The organism is Bacillus sp. AK031 (genome assembly GCF_053903065.1).
This window is the reverse complement of record NZ_CP096424.1, coordinates 4,022,092-4,044,777: the sequence shown is the minus strand read 5'-3', so window position 1 is coordinate 4,044,777 and position 22,686 is coordinate 4,022,092. Positions and strand designations below refer to the sequence as shown.

The following is a 22,686-nucleotide window of genomic DNA, read 5'->3' as shown; positions in this document are numbered from 1 at the left end:
ATCGTATACAATGAGAAGGGAACAATCGATTGGAGGCTGAACCGATGAATAAAGAACCGATGAAACGGATATCAGAAAAAGCGCTGCCGGTGTGGAGATGGTACGGAGTTATGCATTCGGCCGGTATTGTAATCCTTGCCGTCGCAGCACTTGTCCTGACCTATTTTTTTGACTGGCCGATATGGATACCTGCTGCAGCAGTCATCATAGCGGCGATTTATACATATTTCTCCGTTGCGTTACTGCCGATGATTAGATGGAAAAGATGGCGTTATGAAGTCAGGGAGCAGGAGATTGAACTGCAAAGAGGGGTCTTTTTTGTAAAAAGGACACTGGTGCCAATGGTCCGGGTTCAGCATGTGGATACGGTGCAGGGACCGCTTTTAAGAAAGTATGGATTGGCGACCATTACTATTTCAACGGCTGCGACAACGCATGAAATACCGGCTTTAGACATGTATGAAGCGGACGAACTCCGGAGTTCGATTTCTGCACTGGCAAGGGTGGCTGAAGATGATGTCTGAGAAAAAGAGGCTTCACCCGATTTCGGCAGTTGCCAACTTCCTTAAACAGTTAAAAGAACTTATCCTGCCGATCATCTTTTTATTTTTCTTGAACAGAGGGGAAGAGGCAACGGGATTTTTCAAATGGCTGCCATTCCTGATAACCGGGGCCATGTTGATTTTTTTGCTGGTGTCAGGCATCATCAAGTGGCTGCGCTTCAGCTACTGGATTGAAGATGGAGAGTTGAGAATTGAATACGGTCTATTTGTGAAGAAAAAGAGGTATATTCCTTTTGAACGAATCCAGAGTTTGAATCTGACGGAAGGCATTCTCCAGCGGCCATTCGGTCTGGTAAAAGTAAAAATTGAAACGGCGGGATCTTCAGATAAAAGCCAGGCGGAAGCAGAGTTGACGGCGATCAGTAAAATGGAAGCGGAAAATTTGCAGAACATCATTAATGAAGCGAAGTCATTTAAAAAGAATCAAGCCGTCCAAGATGATAGGCCGGCCATTAAAGACACAGAAACAGTCATTTTTAAAATGGGCTTTAAGGATCTGCTCCTGATGGCCAGCACTTCCGGTGGAGCGGGAGTGGTGATTTCAGGTGTGTTAATCTTCCTGTCACAGTTTGATGAAATCATTCCTTATGAAAAAGTCTTTAATGAAGTGGAAGAGTTTGTCCGGAGCGGCCTGCTGCTAGTGGTAGTTGTGGTTGCAGTTGGGCTGTTCATGGCCTGGGTTGCTTCGATTATCGGTACACTGCTTGTATACGCTGATTTTACTGTAAGAAAACAGGGTGATGATCTGGTCATCACAAGAGGATTGCTGGAGAAGAAACAGATGACCGTTCCTTTGAACCGCATCCAGGGAATCAGGATAGTGGAAAACATTCTGAGGCAGCCTTTCGGTTATGCCGCTGTACAGATCGAAAGCGCAGGGGGCTCGGTGTTAGATAAGGAAAGCAGCACGATCAAACTGCTGCCGATGGTGAAGAAGAAGAAGATTGCTTCCATCCTTCAGGATACATTGCCTGAATATACTTTTTCGGAAGGTTTCAACCTTGTTCCTAAAAGGTCGCTGAGACGATACCTTTTTAGGGAAAGCTTTCTTGTAACGCTGGCTGCGGCGGGGCTTTCCATTGCGTTCTGGCCACTTGGCCTTTGGTCTCTCCTCTTGTACGTGCCATTCTGGTTATGGGGATACTCTAAGTTCAGGAGTGCGGGCTGGAGCATTCACGACTCCCAGCTGGGGTTAAGGTATCGGTCCTTTCAAAAACATACCTTATTCATGAAGAAATACAGGATTCAGTCCTTAGAGACAGAACAGAATTTTTTTCAGAGTAAAAGGAACCTGGGTAATTTAAAGGCGATTGTGAAGTCCGGGGAAGCCGGTGCCGCCGGGAAAATCAAGGATCTGGATGAACAAAGTGTAAGGCATATCTATAAATGGTATTACCCTGAAAGGCAAAGGCTCTAAATCAAAAACGGCTGGCACTGGGAAATAGTTTTCCCTCGGTGCCAGCTGTTTTTTTAATACCTATTAGGTTTGGTAATATAGGGGAGTAGCCAAGCGATTGCCAATCCTGAGAGAAGACCGAACAGATGGGCAGTGACATTGATGCCCGGCTGGAAGAAGGTCATGGCCAAACCGATTACAACAATCGGGAGAATGACCTGTTTATTTTCCCTTGTAATCATATGCTTTTGGAACAATGTCATGCCTACATAAATACCGAACAAGCCAAAAATGGCTCCGGAAGCACCAACATGGTTATAGGTAAGCGGTTTTAAGAAGTAAGTGGCAATATTGGCGATAACTCCGCAGGCCAGATAAATGATAGTGAACTTGAATTTTCCAAGCATTCTTTCTAATGGAGGGGCAAACAGGATAAGTGAAAATGAATTGAATAAAACGTGAGCAAACCCCAGATGTACAAAAATAGGGGTGATCAGCCTCCACCATTCCCCATTGAATATATATAGGTTGATTCCCGCAAAATGCTCGTATACCCAAACCTCCGGAAGAAACGGAATCAGCGTGAAGCTGAATAATAATAGATGGATAAATACTATAATGGATATGACCGGGTACAGGCGGATATATTGTGAAAAGCTTTCAGTCCGGACAAACACTTGAATACCTCCTTTTAAGTTCAGAGTGATTTCCGCTCCAGGCATGCGACTCCGCGGGGCGTGCGGTGAGCCTCCTCGGCTTTGCCTGCGGGGTCTCACCTGTCACGCTAATCCCGCAGGAGGTCGCACGCCTTCCGCTCCAATCGAAAAAATACAGTAGGAATAAAAAACCTCAACCATTTAGAAAAGAGCCTTTAAAAAAGCGGTGCGACTGTATACATTCTACCTTTTAAACCAGCCGCTGTGTAGTGTGAAGTGTGATAAGATCGATTACAGGATATCTTGTACTAATAATATGTAAGTTTATATAAAAATAGAAGGAGAAGGGCTTAACATGATTAAAGGAATCGGATTGGATATTGTGGAGATCAAAAGGATAGCAGAATTGGCTGAGAGGCAGCCTCGTTTTCTTGAACGTATTCTAACGGACAGGGAAATGGATGACTGCTCTTCACTGAACGGAGCCCGGAAAGCTGAATTTGTCGCAGGCAGGTTTGCGTCCAAAGAGGCTTTTGCCAAAGCGAGGGGAACAGGCATTGGTTCACAGTTGTCTTTCACTGATATCGAAATCAGGAAAGACCAACTTGGAAAGCCGTTTATTGCTTCCCCCATAGAAAAGGGTGTCCACCTGACGATCACCCACAGCCGGGAGTTTGCTGCTGCCCAGGTTATCATTGAAGAGTAAGTAATATAAGGAGGGCGGGGCAATGCCGGTAATCATTCATAAAGAATACATTCACGCACCTATCCAGGTTTGTTTCGACCTTGCGAGAAATGTGGATATACACACTCAAACGGTTTCTCATACAAAAGAAAAGGCGGTTGCGGGCATTACAAGCGGTTTGATGGAGGAAGGAGACAAAGTGACCTGGGAGGCGGTTCATTTCGGAATCAGGCAGAGGCTGACCGCTACAATTACCAGGATGGAGAAATACTCTCTCTTTGTGGATGAGATGGTGAGCGGGGCCTTTCATTCTTTCATCCATACGCATCAATTCGAGGAAGAAGGAGAGTTCACTGTCATGACAGATATCTTCCGGTACAAGTCTCCTCTTGGCATAATTGGCGTCTTTGCAGACAAATTATTTCTCGAGAGATATATGGAAAGGTTCATTATTGACCGTTCAGCTGCTTTAAAAGTGATGGCTGAAGAACAATGCAAGGCTGAAAAGGATGTATAGGTGCTTTGTGAATTCAAGATGATTTCTGAGGCTGTGTGTTGGATCGAGGTACATCATTTTGATAGGAGCACCGAATGATGTCCTTTGCTTGTTAAGCGAGAAACAACATTGTAATCCAAAAATACCCTTCCAGCCATTAACCCCCGAACTCCTGCAGCCGTCTCAAAAAACAACCCACTTTTACTCAAAGAAAACACAATAAATTTTGTCAGGCTTGTCATCTTTCCTAGCATAAACCCCGAGGTTGTCTCATATATTCATAGTGCAATAGGAGAGACAAGACCAGTCGTCAATCGGATTGCCGATCCTCAAAGATTTTCGGACGGTTAGCAAGCGAGCGGCGTGGATTGGAGGACGGTTCATTCTTGCCGGCTGGTTTTCCCCTCTCTCAAATACGTTAACTGAGATAAAAGGGGTTGAAAGGATGAAAAAGAAGTTAGTTGTTTTGGTTGCGGCAATGTTAACAGTGTTGATGCTGGCTGCATGCGGAGCCAAGTCTCAAGAGGATGTCCTGAAAAGTTTGACTGCGAAAGTGGAAGATATGAAGGGATATAAAGCGAAAGCAAAAATGACTCTTCAAGTAGGGGACGAACCGCAAACCTATGATGTGGACGTGTGGCATAATGATCCCAATTTCTACCGCGTGAATTTGTCGAACCCAGCCAAAGAACAAAGCCAGATGATTTTAAGAAATGAAGAGGGTGTCTTCGTTTTGACGCCGGCATTGAACAAAAGCTTCAAGTTCGAAAGTGAATGGCCGAACAACAGCAGCCAGGCTTATCTTTATGAGTCACTGGTAAAAGATATCGAAGCTGATAAAGAAGCGAAGTTCACAGAAACAAAGGAACATTATGTTTTTGAAACGAAAACACGATATCAAAACAGCCAGATGCTGCCTGTCCAGGAAATCAGCTTTAACAAGAAGGACTTGACGCCGGCATCAGTAAAAGTGATGGATGCTGACCGCAATGCCCTTGTGACAGTAGAATTCTCAGAGATGGATACAAAAGCGGCATTCGATAAGAACGACTTTGACATGAAGAAGAATATGACAGGTGCTCAGCTTGAAATGCCTGTAAGTGCTAATGTAGGAGACAGTGAATTTACTGTTCATTATCCATTGGCTGCATCAGAGAAAGGTGCAGAGCTGGTAGAAGAGAAGGAAGTCAAGACTGATGACGGCAAACGTGTTGTCCTGACTTATGATGGAGAGAAATCATTTACGCTTGTTCAGGAGAAATCAACAGTAGTCCCTGCTGTAACAGTCTCTACAACTGTAAATGGCGATATCCAGGATCTTGGTTTCACAGTTGCGGCCATGACAGACCGCACCATCACTTGGACATATGATGGCGTGGACTACATGCTTGCATCAAATGACCTTACGCCGGAAGAAATGACAGAAATTGCCCGCTCCGTTCAAGGATCGATGGTAAAATAAACAACATGAAGGAGCTGCCTATAATGGGTGGCTCCTATTTTTTTAGATTGAATGTATATGACATCATTATTTTGTTGCCGGCCCAATGGTCCTGTAATAGATCCTATTATGAAAATCATTATCGTTGTCAGTCCTATGACGCAGTAATCCATCCCGAAATGGAACATCATTCCGGAGTCGCTCATTCAATGCAAAAATACAGGATATGGTAAACAGAAAAATTATGGATTCAAAAGAGCCTCCATTAACTTGTGACCCACACTGGAACATTTGCTTGTCGGGACTGAATGGGGCGCATCCGCCTTTGATATCAGAAGTTAGATAAAAGATAAGCATTTTTGATATACTTTTATAATAAAATGGAAAAGTGTTGATTTCCGGCAAGCGCCAGGTCTTTGAAAAAATTGAAGGTCTGGCGGTTTTCGGAGAAATAGGTAAATTTGATTTTGACAGACTGGCGCACTGCGTGAATAATCTATCTATACAATTTTAAAGTTTCGATTGGCAAGCCTTTGTTTTTTAGAATAGGAAGTGATGTAGTGATAACGCAAACCAGGTTCTTCAGGGATACATGGGTAGAGATTGATCTTGATAACTTGTTTTACAATGTAAGCAATATAAAGCAGCATCTTCCTCTGAACGTCACGATGTTTGCGGTAGTGAAAGCGAACGCATACGGGCATGGCGATGTCCAAACAGCCCGGACAGCATTGGAGGCAGGTGCCGGAGGTCTGGCCGTAGCCTTTTTGGATGAAGCAATCTCACTCAGGGAAAATGGAATCGATGCTCCCGTTCTGGTGCTGGGTGCAACCAGGGCAGAAGATGCATTGCTGGCCTTGAAACACAATATTTCTCTGACAGTTTTTGATTATGAATGGTTGAAAGCAGCCCAAGATTATTTGGCAAAAGAAGAGGGGACTCTGCAACTCCATGTCAAGTGTGATACAGGAATGGGCCGGATCGGGGTGCGTACGTCCGAAGAACTCAGACGGGTGGAAAAGTTCATCCTGGAGAAGGAACATTTCCATTTAGAAGGAGTCTTTACGCATTTTGCGACAGCTGATGAATTGGATAAAGAGTATTTCCATAAGCAGCTGGCTTCCTTTGAAGATATGATATCCTGTCTGTCACAAAAGCCAAGATATATCCACAGTTCCAATAGCGCAGCGACCTTGATAAGCCCTGAATCCCATTTCAATGCAGTAAGAGCGGGAATCGCGATGTATGGACTTTCGCCTTCCATGGATATGAAAGGTGTCCTGCCTTTTCCGCTGAAGCAGGTGTTTTCCCTGCATTCAAGGCTTGTACAGGTAAAAGAGCTGGGAGCCGGGGAGAAAGTCAGTTATGGAGCTACTTATGAAACAGGCAATCAAGAGTGGATCGGGACTTTGCCGATCGGATATGCTGACGGCTGGCTGAGGAAGCTCCAAGGGCAGGAAGTGCTGGTCAATGGGCAGCGGGCGCCGATTGTCGGCCGGATTTGCATGGACCAATGCATGGTAAGCTTGCCGGAAGAGGTGCAGCCGGGAGCGAAAGTAACGCTGATTGGCAATCAGGAGGAAGCTTTTATCTCTATTGATGAAATTGCCCGGAAACTCGATACCATCAATTATGAGATTCCCTGCATAATCTCCAATCGAGTGCCGAGAATCTATATTAAAGAAGGTCAGCCGGTGGAAGTTTCCAATCAACTGCTTTCGACTAGCGGATTTTACAAAAAGTGAATATCCGGTGGAGCCTGTCACCGTTGGGTTTGTCCTTTTTGGAAGTTTATGAATCAGCTTAGGCAAAAGATGCATAATTCTCCAGTGGATTGGCCGATAATAGAGAAGGATTTTATTTTATGTCTTTTATCTTGGGGCAATCGATGGTATGATAGTTATGGTAGTAAAACGAAACGGTTTATAGTGATTGGTGGAGGTGTGGTTTGTGTCTGAATCCAGCACAACAACAGAAATCTTAATTCGCTTACCGCAACAGCTCGTTACAGAACTTGACGGCTTTGCAGAACAAGAAAATGTTAATCGCAATGAGTATATCTATCGTGCGACTAAAATGTATCTTCGTGAACGAAAGAAGCGCCAAATCCGTGAAACAATGAGACGTGGATATATGGAAATGGCAAAGATCAACCTTGCTATCGCTTCAGAAGCAATTCAGGCAGAATATGAGGCAGAGCATACAGTCGAACGTTTAGTGAGTGGAGGCTAATCCTTTGATTGTCAAGCGTGGTGACGTCTATTTTGCGGACCTTTCCCCAGTAGTCGGATCCGAGCAGGGAGGCGTTAGGCCTGTTCTTGTAATTCAGAACGATATCGGCAATCGATTCAGTCCCACAGTGATCGTGGCTGCCATTACAGCCCAAATCCAAAAAGCAAAACTGCCTACTCATGTTGAGATTGATGCAAAGCGATATGGCTTTGAAAGAGATTCCGTTATCTTGCTCGAACAGATTCGAACAATCGACAAACAGCGTTTAACGGATAAGATAACGCATCTAGATGATGAAATGATGGAAAAAGTGGATGATGCCCTGCAGATCAGTGTAGGACTCATACAGTTTTAAAAAAGAACGCTCTTCGAGGAAGGGTGTTCTTTTTATTTTAGCCTGTTTTGAAAGGTTTAGGCGTTCTTAAATGTGCTGATTTTTCCAGTGGGAGCAAATCTTGCTGCGGGGTACAATTCCTGCTGGCTAAGGCACTTCTGCAAAGTTCACCCTTGTTTGCTGAATTCAGCGGGACCTGTTTATACAGCCTATTTCAGATGACTTTCACAGGTGCATGCCTATTTGTAAAGTGGACATTATATGACAAATAATCAAAAAATACTTATAATGTAATTGAGATTAGGGGAACAGTTAGCAGATATTATCCAATATTCTGTTTCCAGGTGTTTTTAATACGTGGCTGCACGTACTGATATATACTTTTTTATTTATATCTTTTACTAATTTTAAATTGGCGTTACAACTGGCACCTCGGGCAGGAAGCAGAAAATCTTTATGATAAAATGGGGAGGACTAGATGTTTAACGATTTAATTGGAACGATAAAAGAAAATAAAACAGAATTTGTCGCAAAATGGATGGAAGTCATGAAAGATGAGTCAGATGATATTGTCACGGAAGTTGTGTCTGATCAAGTGTTTGTGAAGACAAGCCATGAGTTCGTTGAATTGATTGTATCCAATCTTGAGGACTCCAAGGATTATAAGGAAAGGCTTGCCGATTTTGCGGAAAGAGTGGTCAGGCTGGGATGGCCGTTGACTTTTGTCACTTCCGGCCTGCAGATGTTCGGGCGGATTGTCTATGACTTCCTGCTGGAAAAGGGACAAGTTACAAAAGACAACCATATGGAAGCTTGTGGTTACTTCGACAAGTGGTTGTCTCCTATGTATAACGAAATTATCAATGCCTATGCTAAAACATGGGAAAAGACGGTTTCTTTACAGAAAATAGCGCTTCAAGAGCTGTCAGCCCCATTGATTCCTGTATTCGAGAAGATTTCCGTTATGCCGCTGGTAGGGACTATAGACACGGAACGTGCAAGGCTGATCATGGAAAACCTGCTTACCGGCGTGGTGAAACACCGTGCCGAAGTGGTGCTGATCGACATTACCGGGGTTCCGGTAGTGGATACGATGGTAGCACACCACATCATACAAGCATCTGAAGCAGTGCGTCTTGTAGGGGCTAAGTGCATGCTTGTAGGAATAAGGCCGGAAATCGCTCAAACGATTGTTAACTTGGGAATTGATTTAAATCAATTCAGCACAAACAGTACATTGCGCAAGGGTATTGAAAAAGCCCTTGAAATGACCGATAGAAAAATTGTCTCAACGGAGGGAACAGTGTGAGGATACCAATTTTAAAGCTGCATGATTGCCTGTTAATATCTATTCAATGGGAGCTGGATGATCAGACTGCACTTCAATTCCAGGAAGATCTCCTGCACAAAATTCATGAAACAAGTGCAAGAGGTGTTGTAATCGATATAACTTCCATCGATTTTATCGACTCTTTCATTGCCAAGGTTCTGGGGGATGTCATCAATATGTCCAGGCTAATGGGTGCAAAAGTCGTCATTACCGGCATTCAGCCTGCAGTTGCCATTACACTCATTGAACTTGGCATCCATCTGGATGATGTTCTGACGGCATTGGATTTAGAAAAAGGTTTGGAGAAATTACAACAGGAATTGGGGGACTAGTGTATGGAAATCCAATCCTGCGTAAAAATTACAAATGAGTGGGACATCGTTGCTGCCCGACAGCTTGGCAGGAATGTGGCGAAGGATTTGGGATTTGGCACTGTCGACCAAGCCCGGATAACCACTGCCATCTCTGAACTGGCAAGGAACATCTACCTGTATGCCGGACAGGGACAAATATGTATAGAGAAATTAAGCGAAAACGGAAAGAACGGTGTTCGTATTATCGCTTTGGACGAAGGGCCGGGAATCAAGGATATACGAAAAGTGATGGAAGATGGCTTTTCTACTTCAGGAGGCCTGGGAGCCGGACTGCCGGGTGTTAAGCGGTTGATGGATGAATTCAACGTTGAATCGACCCCGGGAGAAGGAACCGATATAAGAGCTACAAAGTGGCTCCGCTAGGGGGAGTGACATGGATTTTAGAGAGTTAATGGATGTGAAATATAAAGAAATCCTCGAGAACTATCTTAAAGTGCAGGATGAGCAAGCCCTGTATCTGGGCCAGAAGTTCAGCCGGAAATCAATTGAACATAACATTTCGCCTGAAGAAATCATCAGTCTTCACAAAAGCATCATGCTTGAAATGGAGCCTGGCTTGTCACCGAGTGTGCTCGACTCTTTTGATATATTACTAGAAGTAATGATAGGCTACGGTTTTGCTTATCGTGAACACCAAAGCCTGCGTTCCAAGCAGCAGGAACTGAACAATGAAATCGAGATTGCTTCAAATATGCAGCAGACCCTGCTCGGTACTACGGTGCCGGAAGTAGAGTCGCTGGATGTAGGAGCATTGAGTGTGCCTGCAAAACGAATGAACGGCGACTATTATCACTTTGTTCAGGATGATAATGATTATATAAGTGTTGCGATTGCCGATGTTATCGGAAAAGGGATCCCTGCTGCACTTTGTATGTCCATGATCAAATATGCAATGGACAGCCTGCCTGAACACAGGCATTATCCAAGTGCAGTCCTGGAAAGCCTTAATAGAGTGGTAGAAATGAACGTCGATCCTAGTATGTTCATCACCATGTTCTATGGCATGTATGATCCTTATAAGCATGTATTCAATTATTCTTCAGCCGGCCATGAACCTGGATTCTTTTTCAATTCGCAAACAAATGAATTCGAGGACCTGGATGCAAAAGGGCTGCTGCTCGGAGTTGATAAGAGAGCCAAATACCGCCAGTATGAACGGCAGGTGAATGCAGGGGATCTGATTATCCTGCTTTCGGACGGCGTGACCGAGTGCCGCACGGAAGAAGGGTTTATCGAAAGGGAAGATTTGATAGGGTATATTGAAAAATATATTCATCTTCCAGCCCAGGATATCGTGACAAGTGTCTATAAAGAATTGGAAAGACTGCAGCATTTCCAGCTGCGGGATGACTTCACTCTCATCATATTAAAAAGAATTTGTTGATTGATGTTTATTATCCCAAGGATAGGGTAAACGAATATAGCGATGGATTTGTGTAGAAGAGGTGAATTAGATGAATTTAACGATAGATCTTAATGAGAATGATAAGGTAATTGATGTAAAAGTAAATGGAGAAATTGATGCCTATACGGCTCCCAAACTAAAAGACGCCCTTTCTTCTTCGGCGGAAGAAGAAAATGTGGTGATGAACGTTGATTTATCCGAGGTTTCCTATATGGACAGTACAGGCTTAGGGGTTTTTGTGGGCTTATTCAAAACCATTAAAGCAAACGGTGGCCAACTTTACTTAAACGGTTTATCAGAACGCTTAAGACGCCTGTTTGATATTACAGGACTTGGAGATATTATGAATATTAATTCCGAGGTAAAAGGTGGCGTAGAATAATGCAAGATTTTGACTACATCGAGATGAAAATCCCTGCTAAACCAGAATATGTAGGTGTAATTCGTTTGACTTTGTCCGGTATCGCGAGCAGAATGGGCTTCACTTATGATGCAATTGAAGACCTGAAAATCGCGACAAGTGAGGCGATTACCAATGCGGTTCAGCATGCGTATAAGGATGAAACCGGAGAAGTCATTGTCGGATTTGCTTTATATGAGGAACGCTTGGAAGTGATGGTAGCAGATAATGGAGAAAGCTTTGACTTCAAGAAGACCCGTGAAGAAGTGGGACCGTATGACGCTGAGAACTCTGTAGAATTTTTAAGAGAAGGCGGGCTTGGGCTGTACCTGATTGAAAGTCTTATGGATGAGGTGAAAGTCCACCATCAAGAGGGTGTAACGGTCTTTATGACTAAGTTCCTAGAAGGAGAGCAGGTGGAGAAGGATGCCAAAACTATCTCAACCTAATCAGCAGACAAAAGAGAAAGTAAAAGAATGGATAAAAGCATATCAGGAAGATAATGACGATGAAGCCCAGAGTAATCTGGTGCTGCATTACGAAAACCTTGTAATTTCTATTGCCCGCAAGTATTCCAAGGGGAAATCTTTCCATGAGGACATTGTGCAAGTCGGCATGATCGGTTTATTAGGTGCCATACGCCGCTATGATGATTCTTTCGGGAAGACTTTTGAAGCATTTGCGATTCCAACTATAGTAGGTGAGATTAAAAGGTTTCTCCGTGACAAAACATGGAGTGTGCATGTTCCTAGAAGGATCAAGGAGCTCGGACCTAAGATCAAGTCAACTGTCGAGGAGCTTACCAATACGCTGGAACGTTCACCAAAGGTAATTGAGATTGCAGATTATCTTGAAGTGACGGAAGAAGAAGTATTGGAAGCTATGGAAATGGGTAAAAGCTACCAGGCATTATCAGTGGATCATTCTATTGAGGCTGATTCAGAAGGTAGTACAGTGACCCTTCTGGATATCGTCGGCAGCATTGACGATGGATATGAAAGAATTAACCAAAAACTGGTTCTTGAAAAAGTGCTTCACGTTCTATCAGAGAGAGAAAGGCTCATTATTCAATATACTTATCTGGATAATCTCAGCCAAAAAGACGCAGGAGAAAAACTGGGAATTTCTCAGATGCACGTTTCCCGACTACAGAGACGCGCAATCAAGAAGCTTAAAGAAGCGATTGAAGCAGAGATGAGAAATTCGGAGAGTTTTTCTGAATGACTCATTTAGTCAAAGATCACATTGAGGTTTATGCCAAGCAAGTTTCTAAAGGTAAAAATCCCTATTGTGGGGACAGCTTCTTTTTTACTTCTACAGACGACTATTTCATCTGCATTCTGGCAGATGGCCTTGGAAGCGGAAAATTTGCCTATGAATCTTCAAATGCGGTGGTAGAGCTGGTGGAGAAGCATCATCACGAAGATGTATCCACGTTAATGAATTATTGTAATGAAGAGTTGCTTCATAAAAGAGGTGCAGCTGTAGCGATCATTAAAGTATATTTTGACAGTCAGGAGTTTGAATACAGTTGTGTCGGCAATATTCGTTTCTATCTTTATTCATCGGTAGGTAAAATGACTTACCCGCTGCCAGTAACAGGCTATCTTTCAGGCAGACCCCAAAAATACAGAACACAAAGATTTTCCTATGAACCCCAATCTAAATTCTTATTGCATTCCGACGGATTGAATATCACGAATATTAAATCCTTGCTTCAAAATAGTAATTCCTTGAGAAAAATCAATGACGAAATCAGCTTGCGTCTGGCAGAGCCAATAGATGATACAACTTTTATCGTAGGAAGCTTACTCTAAAGAGTAGGCTTTTTCTTTTTTGTTGTTAAATGGCTCTGTGTGTTAGAAGTCCTCCTCCTATGTGGGGAATCAGTGTTCCGGCTGGGGGAGCAGGCTAAATACAAGAAGGAAAGTCCCCTCCCTGTACAGTATATATACTAAAGGCTATGGTAAACTGTTAAGTATAGAAATGAACTGGAGGTAATGCAGCAGTGTCAGCAGTAATTGAAAAACCTGATTTACTAGAGAAGATTTCAAAAGACTTGAAGATAAATGTTAAACAAATAAGAAGTGTTATATCTCTTTTAGAGGAAGGAAATACGGTCCCGTTCATTGCCAGGTATCGTAAAGAGCAGACAGGGGCTTTGGATGAAGTGCAAATTCGTTCGGTTATGGAATCCTGGAACTATGTCCAAAACCTCCAATCCCGCAAAGAAGAAGTGCTTCGTTTAATTGATGAACAAGGAAAACTTACGGAAGAGTTAAAAAGGGATATCGAAAGAGCGGACAAGCTGCAAATCGTCGAAGATCTGTACCGTCCATACAAGCAAAAACGCAGAACCAAAGCAACGGTTGCCAAAGCAAAAGGCTTAGAGCCGCTCGCTGACTGGATCATGACTTTCCCTTCAAGCGGAAATTTACAGAGTGAAGCAGAAAAATATATTTCTGAAGAGCTTGAAGTGAACAGTGCTGAAGAAGCTATCACAGGAGCGAAGGATATCATTGCCGAGATGGTAGCCGATGATGCCAAATATAGAGAGTGGATTCGTAATGATACTTTCAAAAACGGAACACTGTCAGCTTCAGTGAAAAAAGATGCTGAGGATGAAAAGAATGTTTTTGAAATGTATTATGACTACAGTGAGCCGCTTAGCAAGATTGTTCCGCATCGTGTGCTGGCGGTGAATAGAGGAGAAAAGGAAGGGGTTCTGAAGGTGTCTGTTGAGCCGAACACAGAACGAATCCATAACTTCCTTGTTAAAAACGTGATAAAAACAAGCTCTGTTGTATCATCTGTTGTCGAGGAAGCAATTGAAGACAGCTATAAGAGGTTAATACAGCCTTCAATCGAAAGGGAAATTAGAAATGCCCTTACCGAAACAGCTGAGGATCGAGCCATACATATATTCACAGAAAACCTTAGAAAATTGCTTCTTCAACCGCCGCTGAGAGGGAAGATGGTTCTTGGCGTCGATCCGGCTTACCGTACGGGGTGTAAATTAGCGGTTGTCGACCAAACAGGAAAAATGCTGGACATCAGCGTTATTTACCCGCACCCCCCTAAAGCGAAAAAAGAAGCGGCCATCGAGGTATTCAAGAAAACGCTCCAAAAATACAATATTGAAATTGTCGCTATTGGAAATGGAACTGCTTCCAGAGAGACAGAGCAATTCGTTGTTGATATCTTGAAGGAAGTCAACCAGGATATTTCTTATCTAATTGTAAATGAAGCGGGTGCAAGTGTTTACTCGGCATCGGATATTGCGCGCGAAGAGTTTCCTGAACTTCAAGTGGAAGAAAGAAGTGCCGTATCCATTGCAAGAAGACTGCAGGATCCTTTAGCTGAACTGGTGAAGATCGATCCGAAATCGGTCGGGGTGGGACAATACCAGCATGATGTATCTCAGAAGAAATTAAATGAATCTCTTACATTCGTAGTAGAGACAGTCGTTAACCAGGTCGGCGTGAATGTCAACACGGCATCTTCTTCCCTTCTGCAATATGTAGCAGGCTTGTCTAAAACAGTTGCCAATAATATAGTTAACAAGAGAGAAGAAGAGGGCAGAATCACAACGAGAAAACAATTAAAGAAAATACCACGCCTCGGGGCAAAGACATATGAACAATGTATCGGCTTCCTGAGAATTATCGACGGTGAAGAAGTGCTGGACAGAACGCCGATCCATCCAGAGAATTACGAAGAAGTCCGAAAGATTCTTCAAAAGCTTTCTTTAGATGAGAGTTCAATCGGAACAGAAGAACTGCGCAAAAGAATGGAAAGCATCAATGTTGATGAATTGTCAGAGGAGATTGGAATTGGAAAACTGACATTAAAAGATATCATCGATGCTCTTGTTCGTCCCGGCCGTGATCCGAGGGATGAGTTATCTGCACCACTTCTTAAAAAGGATGTATTGAAGCTTGAAGATCTTGAAACGGGAATGGAGCTTCAGGGAACGGTCAGAAATGTAGTTGATTTTGGTGCGTTTGTTGATATAGGAGTAAAGCAAGATGGGCTTGTCCATATTTCTAAACTGCGCAAAGGGTTTGTTAAGCACCCTCTTGACGTCGTTTCAGTCGGAGATGTGGTAACAGTCTGGGTAGAAAGTGCGGATGTGAAAAAAGGACGGGTAGCATTGACGATGGTGAAAGAATAAGAAATGAAGGAAACACTGCTGATCATGAGCAGTGTTTTTTTCTATAGAAGTACCAGCACTGGTTGAGAAGTTTGATCTGGTAACGGTCTTTTTCAAAGTAGGCCTTACGCATTTGACTGACAAGCCAGTTAGGCATCATCAAACCTCCTTGTTTACTTTAGGGTGAAAAGCATTCTTTTACTGATGTATTGAGAGGTGCTCAAATGAGATTATTAAAGAGTTGGGGAATAGTATTAGATTATTATTTTTAGCTCATTCCTCCCAATGAATACGAAACGGCTGAGCAAAGGCATTTGCTCTGCTGTTTCACACGATGAGCCAAAAAAATGCAGGTTCAAAGCTCCTACTTAAATATATGCTATAATAGTTTGTCAGGTTCACCAAGGGAGTGTTGAATGTGGAAAATAAAGAATTGCAGGAGCTGGTTCAAGAGATATCTTTAGAAAGCTTCGGCAAACCTTTCAGGCATAAAGCTTTTTTCAATAACCGCCTCCGCACAACAGGCGGCCGATACATGCTGCGGTCCCATAATATTGAAATCAACATTAAGTATTTGGCGGAGCATGGCATTGAGGAACTTACCGGTATCATCAAACATGAGCTATGCCATTACCATTTACACATAGAGGGAAAAGGATACAAACACAGGGACAGAGACTTCCGTGAACTGCTTCAGAAAGTGGATGCCCCAAGACACTGTACTCCGCTGTCTGCCCCTTCACAAAAGAAAAGGAAGATTATTGTTTATATATGCACATCATGCCGGCTCGTTTACAAAAGAAGAAAGAGGATCAATACAGACCGTTATGTATGCGGGAAGTGCAAAGGGAAACTAAGATTGGAAAGTGAAAAATAATCCAACAATAATTACGTGAAAAATTTCGTTGACAAGCATATTGGATGTAAGTATAATAATAAGAGTCGACAAACGACAAACAATACTTTTTGTTCCGCAGTAGCTCAGTGGTAGAGCTATCGGCTGTTAACCGATCGGTCGCAGGTTCGAGTCCTGCCTGCGGAGCCATTTTTATGAAGATGTGGAGAAGTACTCAAGTGGCTGAAGAGGCGCCCCTGCTAAGGGTGTAGGTCGTGTAAGCGGCGCGAGGGTTCAAATCCCTCCTTCTCCGCCATTATCTAATGGCCCATTGGTCAAGCGGTTAAGACACCGCCCTTTCACGGCGGTAACACGGGTTCGAATCCCGTATGGGTCACCAGGTTTTTTTACGAAGCGAAGCGTAGTAAAATAAACATTCTTTAATTTGCGCAGCGAAGCGTACCTTTAAATTCCCTTTGCGAAAGTGATGATAAGTATATTCTATTCCTTACATTAAGGAAGGATATCTTGCCTGAGTTGAATCTAGTCCTTGCATTAAGGACAGATATTTTGCCAAGTTGAATCTAGTCCTTATATTAAGGACAGATATTTTCACTCCGTGAAAAATCTTTGGTCCGGTAGTTCAGTTGGTTAGAATGCCTGCCTGTCACGCAGGAGGTCGCGGGTTCGAGTCCCGTCCGGACCGCCATTAATTTTTTGAGGAAAGTGCTTGACACTGTTCAATAAAACATGTTATATTATAAACCTCGCGTTTGCGAGAATTTAAAAATGATGGGCTATAGCCAAGCGGTAAGGCATCGCACTTTGACTGCGACATGCGTTGGTTCGAATCCAGCTAGCCCAGCCATTAAGAGCCATTAGCTCAGTTGGTAGAGCATCTGACTTTTAATCAGAGGGTCGAAGGTTCGAGTCCTTCATGGCTCACCAAAGTTTTTTGCGCAGCAAAATAACTTTCATCATGCGGGTGTGGCGGAATTGGCAGACGCACCAGACTTAGGATCTGGCGCCGCAAGGCGTGGGGGTTCAAGTCCCTTCACCCGCACTTTTCTTTTTAAAAAAGGTTATTGACATCTAACGCTAGAAATTATATAATAGATCTTGTCGCTTTTCAACGCGGTCGTGGCGGAATGGCAGACGCGCTAGGTTGAGGGCCTAGTGGGGGCAACCCCGTGGAGGTTCGACTCCTCTCGGCCGCACCAATTAAGCAATGCAAACAAATTGCGCCCGTAGCTCAATTGGATAGAGCGTTTGACTACGGATCAAAAGGTTAGGGGTTCGACTCCTCTCGGGCGCGCCATTTACAAATCAACTCAATCCTGTTTTGAGGAATGAGAGACAAAACGGGGAGTAGCTCAGCTTGGTAGAGCACTTGGTTTGGGACCAAGGGGTCGCAGGTTCAAATCCTGTCTTCCCGACCAGTGAGCAATTTAATATGCGGGTGTAGTTTAGTGGTAAAACCTCAGCCTTCCAAGCTGATGATGAGGGTTCGATTCCCTTCACCCGCTCCATAATATACTGATTGAACCTTGAAAACTGAACAAAACAAGACAAAACGTCAACGTTAATTCTAGTAAGAACACAGTTCTTACAAAGTTGCTAACACTTTAAAATTAGCAAATGAGCAAGTCAAACTTCTATCGGAGAGTTTGATCCTGGCTCAGGACGAACGCTGGCGGCGTGCCTAATACATGCAAGTCGAGCGGACTGATGGGAGCTTGCTCCCTGAAGTCAGCGGCGGACGGGTGAGTAACACGTGGGTAACCTGCCTGTAAGACTGGGATAACTCCGGGAAACCGGGGCTAATACCGGATATTTCTTTTCCTCGCATGAGGAAAAGTGGAAAGGTGGCTTTTAGCTACCACTTACAGATGGACCCGCGGCGCATTAGCTAGTTGGTGAGGTAACGGCTCACCAAGGCGACGATGCGTAGCCGACCTGAGAGGGTGATCGGCCACACTGGGACTGAGACACGGCCCAGACTCCTACGGGAGGCAGCAGTAGGGAATCTTCCGCAATGGACGAAAGTCTGACGGAGCAACGCCGCGTGAGTGATGAAGGTTTTCGGATCGTAAAGCTCTGTTGTTAGGGAAGAACAAGTACCGTTCGAATAGGGCGGTACCTTGACGGTACCTAACCAGAAAGCCACGGCTAACTACGTGCCAGCAGCCGCGGTAATACGTAGGTGGCAAGCGTTGTCCGGAATTATTGGGCGTAAAGCGCGCGCAGGCGGTCTCTTAAGTCTGATGTGAAAGCCCACGGCTCAACCGTGGAGGGTCATTGGAAACTGGGGGACTTGAGTACAGAAGAGGAAAGTGGAATTCCACGTGTAGCGGTGAAATGCGTAGATATGTGGAGGAACACCAGTGGCGAAGGCGACTTTCTGGTCTGTAACTGACGCTGAGGCGCGAAAGCGTGGGGAGCAAACAGGATTAGATACCCTGGTAGTCCACGCCGTAAACGATGAGTGCTAAGTGTTAGAGGGTTTCCGCCCTTTAGTGCTGCAGCTAACGCATTAAGCACTCCGCCTGGGGAGTACGGTCGCAAGACTGAAACTCAAAGGAATTGACGGGGGCCCGCACAAGCGGTGGAGCATGTGGTTTAATTCGAAGCAACGCGAAGAACCTTACCAGGTCTTGACATCCTCTGACAACCCTAGAGATAGGGCTTTCCCCTTCGGGGGACAGAGTGACAGGTGGTGCATGGTTGTCGTCAGCTCGTGTCGTGAGATGTTGGGTTAAGTCCCGCAACGAGCGCAACCCTTGATCTTAGTTGCCAGCATTCAGTTGGGCACTCTAAGATGACTGCCGGTGACAAACCGGAGGAAGGTGGGGATGACGTCAAATCATCATGCCCCTTATGACCTGGGCTACACACGTGCTACAATGGACGGTACAAAGGGCAGCAAGACCGCGAGGTTTAGCAAATCCCATAAAACCGTTCTCAGTTCGGATTGCAGGCTGCAACTCGCCTGCATGAAGCTGGAATCGCTAGTAATCGCGGATCAGCATGCCGCGGTGAATACGTTCCCGGGCCTTGTACACACCGCCCGTCACACCACGAGAGTTTGTAACACCCGAAGTCGGTGAGGTAACCTTTTGGAGCCAGCCGCCTAAGGTGGGACAGATGATTGGGGTGAAGTCGTAACAAGGTAGCCGTATCGGAAGGTGCGGCTGGATCACCTCCTTTCTAAGGATATATGAGACGTGACGATTTGATTTTGTTTTGTTCAGTTTTGATGGTTTAATACCGTCAAAACATTGTTCTTTGAAAACTAGATAAAGATATATGAAGAAAGTCAAGAAAGAACCGAGAATTTGCCATTTTAGGATATCTCTTATGAGATATTGTTTGATTAACCATTTGGTTAAGTTAGAAAGGGCGCACGGTGGATGCCTTGGCACTAGGAGCCGATGAAGGACGGGACTAACACCGATATGCTTCGGGGAGCTGTAAGTAAGCTTTGATCCGGAGATTTCCGAATGGGGGAACCCACTGCACGTAATGGTGCAGTATCCATATTTGAATACATAGAGTATGGAAGGCAGACCCGGGGAACTGAAACATCTAAGTACCCGGAGGAAGAGAAAGCAAACGCGATTCCCTGAGTAGCGGCGAGCGAAACGGGATTAGCCCAAACCAAGAGGCTTGCCTCTTGGGGTTGTAGGACACTCTATACGGAGTTACAAAGGAACGAAGTAGACGAAGAAGTCTGGAAAGGCTCGTCACAGAAGGTAATAACCCTGTAGTCGAAACTTCGTTCCCTCTTGAGTGGATCCTGAGTACGGCGGGACACGTGAAATCCCGTCGGAAGCTGGGAGGACCATCTCCCAAGGCTAAATACTCCCTAGTGACCGATAGTGAACCAGTACCGTGAGGGAAAGGTGAAAAGCACCCCGGAAGGGGAGTGAAATAGAACCTGAAACCGTGTGCCTACAAGTAGTCAGAGCCCGTTAACGGGTGATGGCGTGCCTTTTGTAGAATGAACCGGCGAGTTACGATCCCATGCAAGGTTAAGTCGGAAAGACGGAGCCGCAGCGAAAGCGAGTCTGAATAGGGCGAATGAGTATGTGGTCGTAGACCCGAAACCAGGTGATCTACCCATGTCCAGGGTGAAGTTCAGGTAACACTGAATGGAGGCCCGAACCCACGCACGTTGAAAAGTGCGGGGATGAGGTGTGGGTAGCGGAGAAATTCCAATCGAACTTGGAGATAGCTGGTTCTCTCCGAAATAGCTTTAGGGCTAGCCTCATGTAGTAAGAGTCTTGGAGGTAGAGCACTGTTTGGACTAGGGGCCCTCATCGGGTTACCGAATTCAGACAAACTCCGAATGCCAAAGACTTATCCATGGGAGTCAGACTGCGAGTGATAAGATCCGTAGTCGAAAGGGAAACAGCCCAGACCACCAGCTAAGGTCCCAAAGTATACGTTAAGTGGAAAAGGATGTGTAGTTGCTTAGACAACCAGGATGTTGGCTTAGAAGCAGCCACCATTTAAAGAGTGCGTAATAGCTCACTGGTCGAGTGACTCTGCGCCGAAAATGTACCGGGGCTAAACGTATCACCGAAGCTGTGGATTGACACCGTTTGGTGTCAGTGGTAGGAGAGCGTTCTAAGGGCTGAGAAGCTGGACCGTAAGGACTGGTGGAGCGCTTAGAAGTGAGAATGCCGGTATGAGTAGCGAAAGACAGGTGAGAATCCTGTCCACCGAATGCCTAAGGTTTCCTGAGGAAGGCTCGTCCGCTCAGGGTTAGTCGGGACCTAAGCCGAGGCCGAAAGGCGTAGGCGATGGACAACAGGTTGATATTCCTGTACCACCTCTTTTCCGTTTGAGCAATGGGGGGACGCAGGAGGATAGGGTAAGCGCGCTGCTGGATATGCGCGTCTAAGCAGTTAGGCTGGTGATGAGGCAAATCCCGTCACCGTGAAGGCTGAGCTGTGATAGCGAGGGAAATATAGTACCGAAGTTCCTGATTCCACACTGCCAAGAAAAGCCTCTAGCGAGGAAAAAGGTGCCCGTACCGCAAACCGACACAGGTAGGCGAGGAGAGAATCCTAAGGTGAGCGAGAGAACTCTCGTTAAGGAACTCGGCAAAATGACCCCGTAACTTCGGGAGAAGGGGTGCTCTGTTAGGGTGCAAGCCCGAGAGAGCCGCAGTGAATAGGCCCAGGCGACTGTTTAGCAAAAACACAGGTCTCTGCGAAGCCGTAAGGCGAAGTATAGGGGCTGACGCCTGCCCGGTGCTGGAAGGTTAAGGGGAGTGCTTAGCGCAAGCGAAGGTGCGAACCGAAGCCCCAGTAAACGGCGGCCGTAACTATAACGGTCCTAAGGTAGCGAAATTCCTTGTCGGGTAAGTTCCGACCCGCACGAAAGGCGCAACGATCTGGGCACTGTCTCAACGAGAGACTCGGTGAAATTATAGTACCTGTGAAGATGCAGGTTACCCGCGACAGGACGGAAAGACCCCGTGGAGCTTTACTGTAGCCTGATATTGAATTTTGGCACAGCTTGTACAGGATAGGTAGGAGCCTTGGAAACCGGAGCGCCAGCTTCGGTGGAGGCGCTGGTGGGATACTACCCTGGCTGTGTTGAACTTCTAACCCTCGCCCCTGATCGGGGTGGGAGACAGTGTCAGGTGGGCAGTTTGACTGGGGCGGTCGCCTCCTAAAGAGTAACGGAGGCGCCCAAAGGTTCCCTCAGAATGGTTGGAAATCATTCGCAGAGTGTAAAGGCACAAGGGAGCTTGACTGCGAGACCTACAAGTCGAGCAGGGACGAAAGTCGGGCTTAGTGATCCGGTGGTTCCGCATGGAAGGGCCATCGCTCAACGGATAAAAGCTACCCCGGGGATAACAGGCTTATCTCCCCCAAGAGTCCACATCGACGGGGAGGTTTGGCACCTCGATGTCGGCTCATCGCATCCTGGGGCTGTAGTCGGTCCCAAGGGTTGGGCTGTTCGCCCATTAAAGCGGTACGCGAGCTGGGTTCAGAACGTCGTGAGACAGTTCGGTCCCTATCCGTCGTGGGCGCAGGAAATTTGAGAGGAGCTGTCCTTAGTACGAGAGGACCGGGATGGACGCACCGCTGGTGTACCAGTTGTCTTGCCAAAGGCATCGCTGGGTAGCTATGTGCGGAAGGGATAAGTGCTGAAAGCATCTAAGCATGAAGCCCCCCTCGAGATGAGATTTCCCATCACTTTATGTGAGTAAGATCCCTGAAAGATGATCAGGTAGATAGGTCTGAGGTGGAAGCGTGGCGACACGTGCAGCTGACAGATACTAATCGATCGAGGACTTAACCACAATTATAGCGAAACTCGGAATACTTTCTTTTCTTCATACTTTATCTAGTTTTGAGAGAACGATGTTC

Annotated in this window: 20 protein-coding genes, 11 tRNA genes and 2 rRNA genes; 31 read left to right on the top strand and 2 right to left on the bottom strand. The window is 45.3% G+C overall.

Annotated features, from left to right (window positions below):
- Window positions 1–44 precede the first annotated feature (44 nt).
- Entirely contained in the window at window positions 45–524 is a 480-nt protein-coding gene (locus M1E09_RS20640; protein ID WP_456272674.1) for a PH domain-containing protein, read from the top strand.
- Window positions 514–1,980, top strand: coding sequence for a PH domain-containing protein (locus M1E09_RS20635; protein WP_456272673.1), 1,467 nt, complete (start codon window positions 514–516; stop codon window positions 1,978–1,980). Before M1E09_RS20640 ends, M1E09_RS20635 begins: the two co-directional genes overlap by 11 nt.
- Before the next feature lie 53 nt (window positions 1,981–2,033).
- On the opposite strand, the gene M1E09_RS20630 is transcribed toward M1E09_RS20635, so the two are convergent.
- Window positions 2,034–2,636 (bottom strand): rhomboid family intramembrane serine protease, encoded by a 603-nt coding sequence (locus tag M1E09_RS20630; protein WP_456272672.1) that lies wholly within the window; start codon window positions 2,634–2,636, stop codon window positions 2,034–2,036.
- A 334-nt stretch (window positions 2,637–2,970) separates the two neighbouring features.
- On the opposite strand from M1E09_RS20630, the gene acpS reads away from it, so the two are divergent.
- The 15 genes from acpS to M1E09_RS20555 all read left to right on the top strand — a co-directional run bounded on the left by acpS (window position 2,971) and on the right by M1E09_RS20555 (window position 15,486).
- The gene (acpS, locus tag M1E09_RS20625) at window positions 2,971–3,321 is read left to right on the top strand and encodes a holo-ACP synthase (protein ID WP_456272671.1); all 351 of its coding nucleotides are present in this window, start codon (window positions 2,971–2,973) and stop codon (window positions 3,319–3,321) included.
- A 22-nt stretch (window positions 3,322–3,343) separates the two neighbouring features.
- On the top strand, window positions 3,344–3,817 hold the full coding sequence (locus M1E09_RS20620; protein WP_456272670.1) for an SRPBCC family protein: 474 nt from the start codon (window positions 3,344–3,346) through the stop codon (window positions 3,815–3,817).
- A 424-nt stretch (window positions 3,818–4,241) separates the two neighbouring features.
- The gene (locus M1E09_RS20615; RefSeq protein ID WP_456272669.1) at window positions 4,242–5,258 is read left to right on the top strand and encodes a LolA family protein; all 1,017 of its coding nucleotides are present in this window, start codon (window positions 4,242–4,244) and stop codon (window positions 5,256–5,258) included.
- Window positions 5,259–5,797: 539 nt separating this feature from the next.
- Window positions 5,798–6,982 carry an alanine racemase gene (gene alr / locus M1E09_RS20610; protein WP_456272668.1) on the top strand — a complete coding sequence of 395 codons (1,185 nt, stop codon included), beginning with the start codon at window positions 5,798–5,800 and terminating at the stop codon, window positions 6,980–6,982.
- A gap of 205 nt (window positions 6,983–7,187) precedes the next feature.
- Window positions 7,188–7,469, top strand: coding sequence for a CopG family ribbon-helix-helix protein (locus M1E09_RS20605; RefSeq protein ID WP_006838213.1), 282 nt, complete (start codon window positions 7,188–7,190; stop codon window positions 7,467–7,469).
- A gap of 4 nt (window positions 7,470–7,473) precedes the next feature.
- Window positions 7,474–7,824 carry a type II toxin-antitoxin system endoribonuclease NdoA gene (gene ndoA / locus M1E09_RS20600; RefSeq protein ID WP_006838214.1) on the top strand — a complete coding sequence of 117 codons (351 nt, stop codon included), beginning with the start codon at window positions 7,474–7,476 and terminating at the stop codon, window positions 7,822–7,824.
- Window positions 7,825–8,281: 457 nt separating this feature from the next.
- Window positions 8,282–9,112, top strand: a complete 831-nt coding sequence (locus tag M1E09_RS20595; RefSeq protein WP_456272667.1) for an RsbT co-antagonist protein RsbRA — start codon at window positions 8,282–8,284, stop codon at window positions 9,110–9,112.
- The gene (locus tag M1E09_RS20590) at window positions 9,109–9,465 is read left to right on the top strand and encodes an STAS domain-containing protein (RefSeq protein ID WP_006838632.1); all 357 of its coding nucleotides are present in this window, start codon (window positions 9,109–9,111) and stop codon (window positions 9,463–9,465) included. The genes M1E09_RS20595 and M1E09_RS20590 overlap by 4 nt, the downstream gene beginning before the upstream one ends.
- A 3-nt stretch (window positions 9,466–9,468) precedes the next feature.
- Complete coding sequence (locus tag M1E09_RS20585; RefSeq protein ID WP_119547306.1) at window positions 9,469–9,870, top strand: anti-sigma regulatory factor; 402 nt, start codon at window positions 9,469–9,471, stop codon at window positions 9,868–9,870.
- Between the two features lie 10 nt (window positions 9,871–9,880).
- A complete protein-coding gene (locus M1E09_RS20580; protein WP_456272666.1) occupies window positions 9,881–10,891 on the top strand; it encodes a SpoIIE family protein phosphatase in 1,011 nt (336 codons plus the stop codon).
- A gap of 70 nt (window positions 10,892–10,961) precedes the next feature.
- Window positions 10,962–11,294 carry an anti-sigma factor antagonist gene (locus M1E09_RS20575; RefSeq protein ID WP_456272665.1) on the top strand — a complete coding sequence of 111 codons (333 nt, stop codon included), beginning with the start codon at window positions 10,962–10,964 and terminating at the stop codon, window positions 11,292–11,294.
- A complete protein-coding gene (gene rsbW, locus M1E09_RS20570; RefSeq protein WP_456272664.1) occupies window positions 11,294–11,761 on the top strand; it encodes an anti-sigma B factor RsbW in 468 nt (155 codons plus the stop codon). Before M1E09_RS20575 ends, rsbW begins: the two co-directional genes overlap by 1 nt.
- Window positions 11,739–12,536, top strand: coding sequence for an RNA polymerase sigma factor SigB (gene sigB / locus M1E09_RS20565; protein WP_456272663.1), 798 nt, complete (start codon window positions 11,739–11,741; stop codon window positions 12,534–12,536). The genes rsbW and sigB overlap by 23 nt, the downstream gene beginning before the upstream one ends.
- Window positions 12,533–13,129 carry a PP2C family serine/threonine-protein phosphatase gene (locus tag M1E09_RS20560; protein ID WP_456272662.1) on the top strand — a complete coding sequence of 199 codons (597 nt, stop codon included), beginning with the start codon at window positions 12,533–12,535 and terminating at the stop codon, window positions 13,127–13,129. Before sigB ends, M1E09_RS20560 begins: the two co-directional genes overlap by 4 nt.
- Window positions 13,130–13,320: 191 nt before the next feature.
- A complete protein-coding gene (locus tag M1E09_RS20555) occupies window positions 13,321–15,486 on the top strand; it encodes a Tex family protein (RefSeq protein WP_456272661.1) in 2,166 nt (721 codons plus the stop codon).
- Window positions 15,487–15,508: 22 nt separating this feature from the next.
- On the opposite strand, the gene cmpA is transcribed toward M1E09_RS20555, so the two are convergent.
- A complete protein-coding gene (gene cmpA / locus M1E09_RS20550) occupies window positions 15,509–15,622 on the bottom strand; it encodes a cortex morphogenetic protein CmpA (RefSeq protein ID WP_006838640.1) in 114 nt (37 codons plus the stop codon).
- A 261-nt stretch (window positions 15,623–15,883) separates the two neighbouring features.
- Here cmpA and M1E09_RS20545 point away from each other — a divergent pair, with 261 nt between their 5' ends.
- From M1E09_RS20545 to M1E09_RS20480, 14 genes are all read left to right on the top strand, one after another.
- On the top strand, window positions 15,884–16,342 hold the full coding sequence (locus M1E09_RS20545; protein ID WP_456272660.1) for a SprT family protein: 459 nt from the start codon (window positions 15,884–15,886) through the stop codon (window positions 16,340–16,342).
- Between the two features lie 93 nt (window positions 16,343–16,435).
- Window positions 16,436–16,510 (top strand) — tRNA-Asn (locus M1E09_RS20540).
- Window positions 16,511–16,525: 15 nt separating this feature from the next.
- Window positions 16,526–16,616: transfer RNA gene (locus M1E09_RS20535), tRNA-Ser, on the top strand.
- Window positions 16,617–16,625: 9 nt separating this feature from the next.
- Window positions 16,626–16,700 (top strand) — tRNA-Glu (locus M1E09_RS20530).
- A gap of 232 nt (window positions 16,701–16,932) precedes the next feature.
- A tRNA-Asp gene (locus M1E09_RS20525) sits at window positions 16,933–17,009 on the top strand.
- 84 nt (window positions 17,010–17,093) lie between these two features.
- Window positions 17,094–17,168, top strand: a tRNA-Gln gene (locus M1E09_RS20520).
- Window positions 17,169–17,172: 4 nt separating this feature from the next.
- Window positions 17,173–17,248 (top strand) — tRNA-Lys (locus tag M1E09_RS20515).
- Window positions 17,249–17,281: 33 nt separating this feature from the next.
- Window positions 17,282–17,363, top strand: a tRNA-Leu gene (locus M1E09_RS20510).
- A gap of 71 nt (window positions 17,364–17,434) precedes the next feature.
- Window positions 17,435–17,520, top strand: a tRNA-Leu gene (locus M1E09_RS20505).
- A gap of 21 nt (window positions 17,521–17,541) precedes the next feature.
- Window positions 17,542–17,618, top strand: a tRNA-Arg gene (locus M1E09_RS20500).
- Between the two features lie 44 nt (window positions 17,619–17,662).
- Window positions 17,663–17,739, top strand: a tRNA-Pro gene (locus tag M1E09_RS20495).
- A 16-nt stretch (window positions 17,740–17,755) separates the two neighbouring features.
- Window positions 17,756–17,829 (top strand) — tRNA-Gly (locus M1E09_RS20490).
- Window positions 17,830–17,955: 126 nt separating this feature from the next.
- Window positions 17,956–19,507: ribosomal RNA gene (locus M1E09_RS20485) — 16S ribosomal RNA — on the top strand.
- A gap of 176 nt (window positions 19,508–19,683) precedes the next feature.
- A 23S ribosomal RNA gene (locus tag M1E09_RS20480) occupies window positions 19,684–22,619 on the top strand.
- The 16S and 23S rRNA genes sit together here with 11 tRNA genes alongside, the layout of an rRNA operon.
- The last annotated feature ends 67 nt before the right edge of the window (window positions 22,620–22,686 follow it).

Excerpts from the sequence above, each read along its gene's own strand:
- M1E09_RS20575 (WP_456272665.1), top strand. The coding sequence starts at position 10,962 with ATGAATTTAACGATAGATCTTAATGAGAATGATAAGGTAATTGATGTA.
- M1E09_RS20640 (WP_456272674.1), top strand. The coding sequence starts at position 45 with ATGAATAAAGAACCGATGAAACGGATATCAGAAAAAGCGCTGCCGGTG.
- acpS (WP_456272671.1), top strand. The coding sequence starts at position 2,971 with ATGATTAAAGGAATCGGATTGGATATTGTGGAGATCAAAAGGATAGCA.
- M1E09_RS20580 (WP_456272666.1), top strand. The coding sequence starts at position 9,881 with ATGGATTTTAGAGAGTTAATGGATGTGAAATATAAAGAAATCCTCGAG.
- M1E09_RS20620 (WP_456272670.1), top strand. The coding sequence starts at position 3,344 with ATGCCGGTAATCATTCATAAAGAATACATTCACGCACCTATCCAGGTT.
- sigB (WP_456272663.1), top strand. The coding sequence starts at position 11,739 with ATGCCAAAACTATCTCAACCTAATCAGCAGACAAAAGAGAAAGTAAAA.
- rsbW (WP_456272664.1), top strand. The coding sequence starts at position 11,294 with ATGCAAGATTTTGACTACATCGAGATGAAAATCCCTGCTAAACCAGAA.
- M1E09_RS20615 (WP_456272669.1), top strand. The coding sequence starts at position 4,242 with ATGAAAAAGAAGTTAGTTGTTTTGGTTGCGGCAATGTTAACAGTGTTG.
- M1E09_RS20560 (WP_456272662.1), top strand. The coding sequence starts at position 12,533 with ATGACTCATTTAGTCAAAGATCACATTGAGGTTTATGCCAAGCAAGTT.
- M1E09_RS20595 (WP_456272667.1), top strand. The coding sequence starts at position 8,282 with ATGTTTAACGATTTAATTGGAACGATAAAAGAAAATAAAACAGAATTT.
- M1E09_RS20635 (WP_456272673.1), top strand. The coding sequence starts at position 514 with ATGATGTCTGAGAAAAAGAGGCTTCACCCGATTTCGGCAGTTGCCAAC.
- M1E09_RS20585 (WP_119547306.1), top strand. The coding sequence starts at position 9,469 with ATGGAAATCCAATCCTGCGTAAAAATTACAAATGAGTGGGACATCGTT.
- cmpA (WP_006838640.1), bottom strand. The coding sequence starts at position 15,622 with ATGCCTAACTGGCTTGTCAGTCAAATGCGTAAGGCCTACTTTGAAAAA.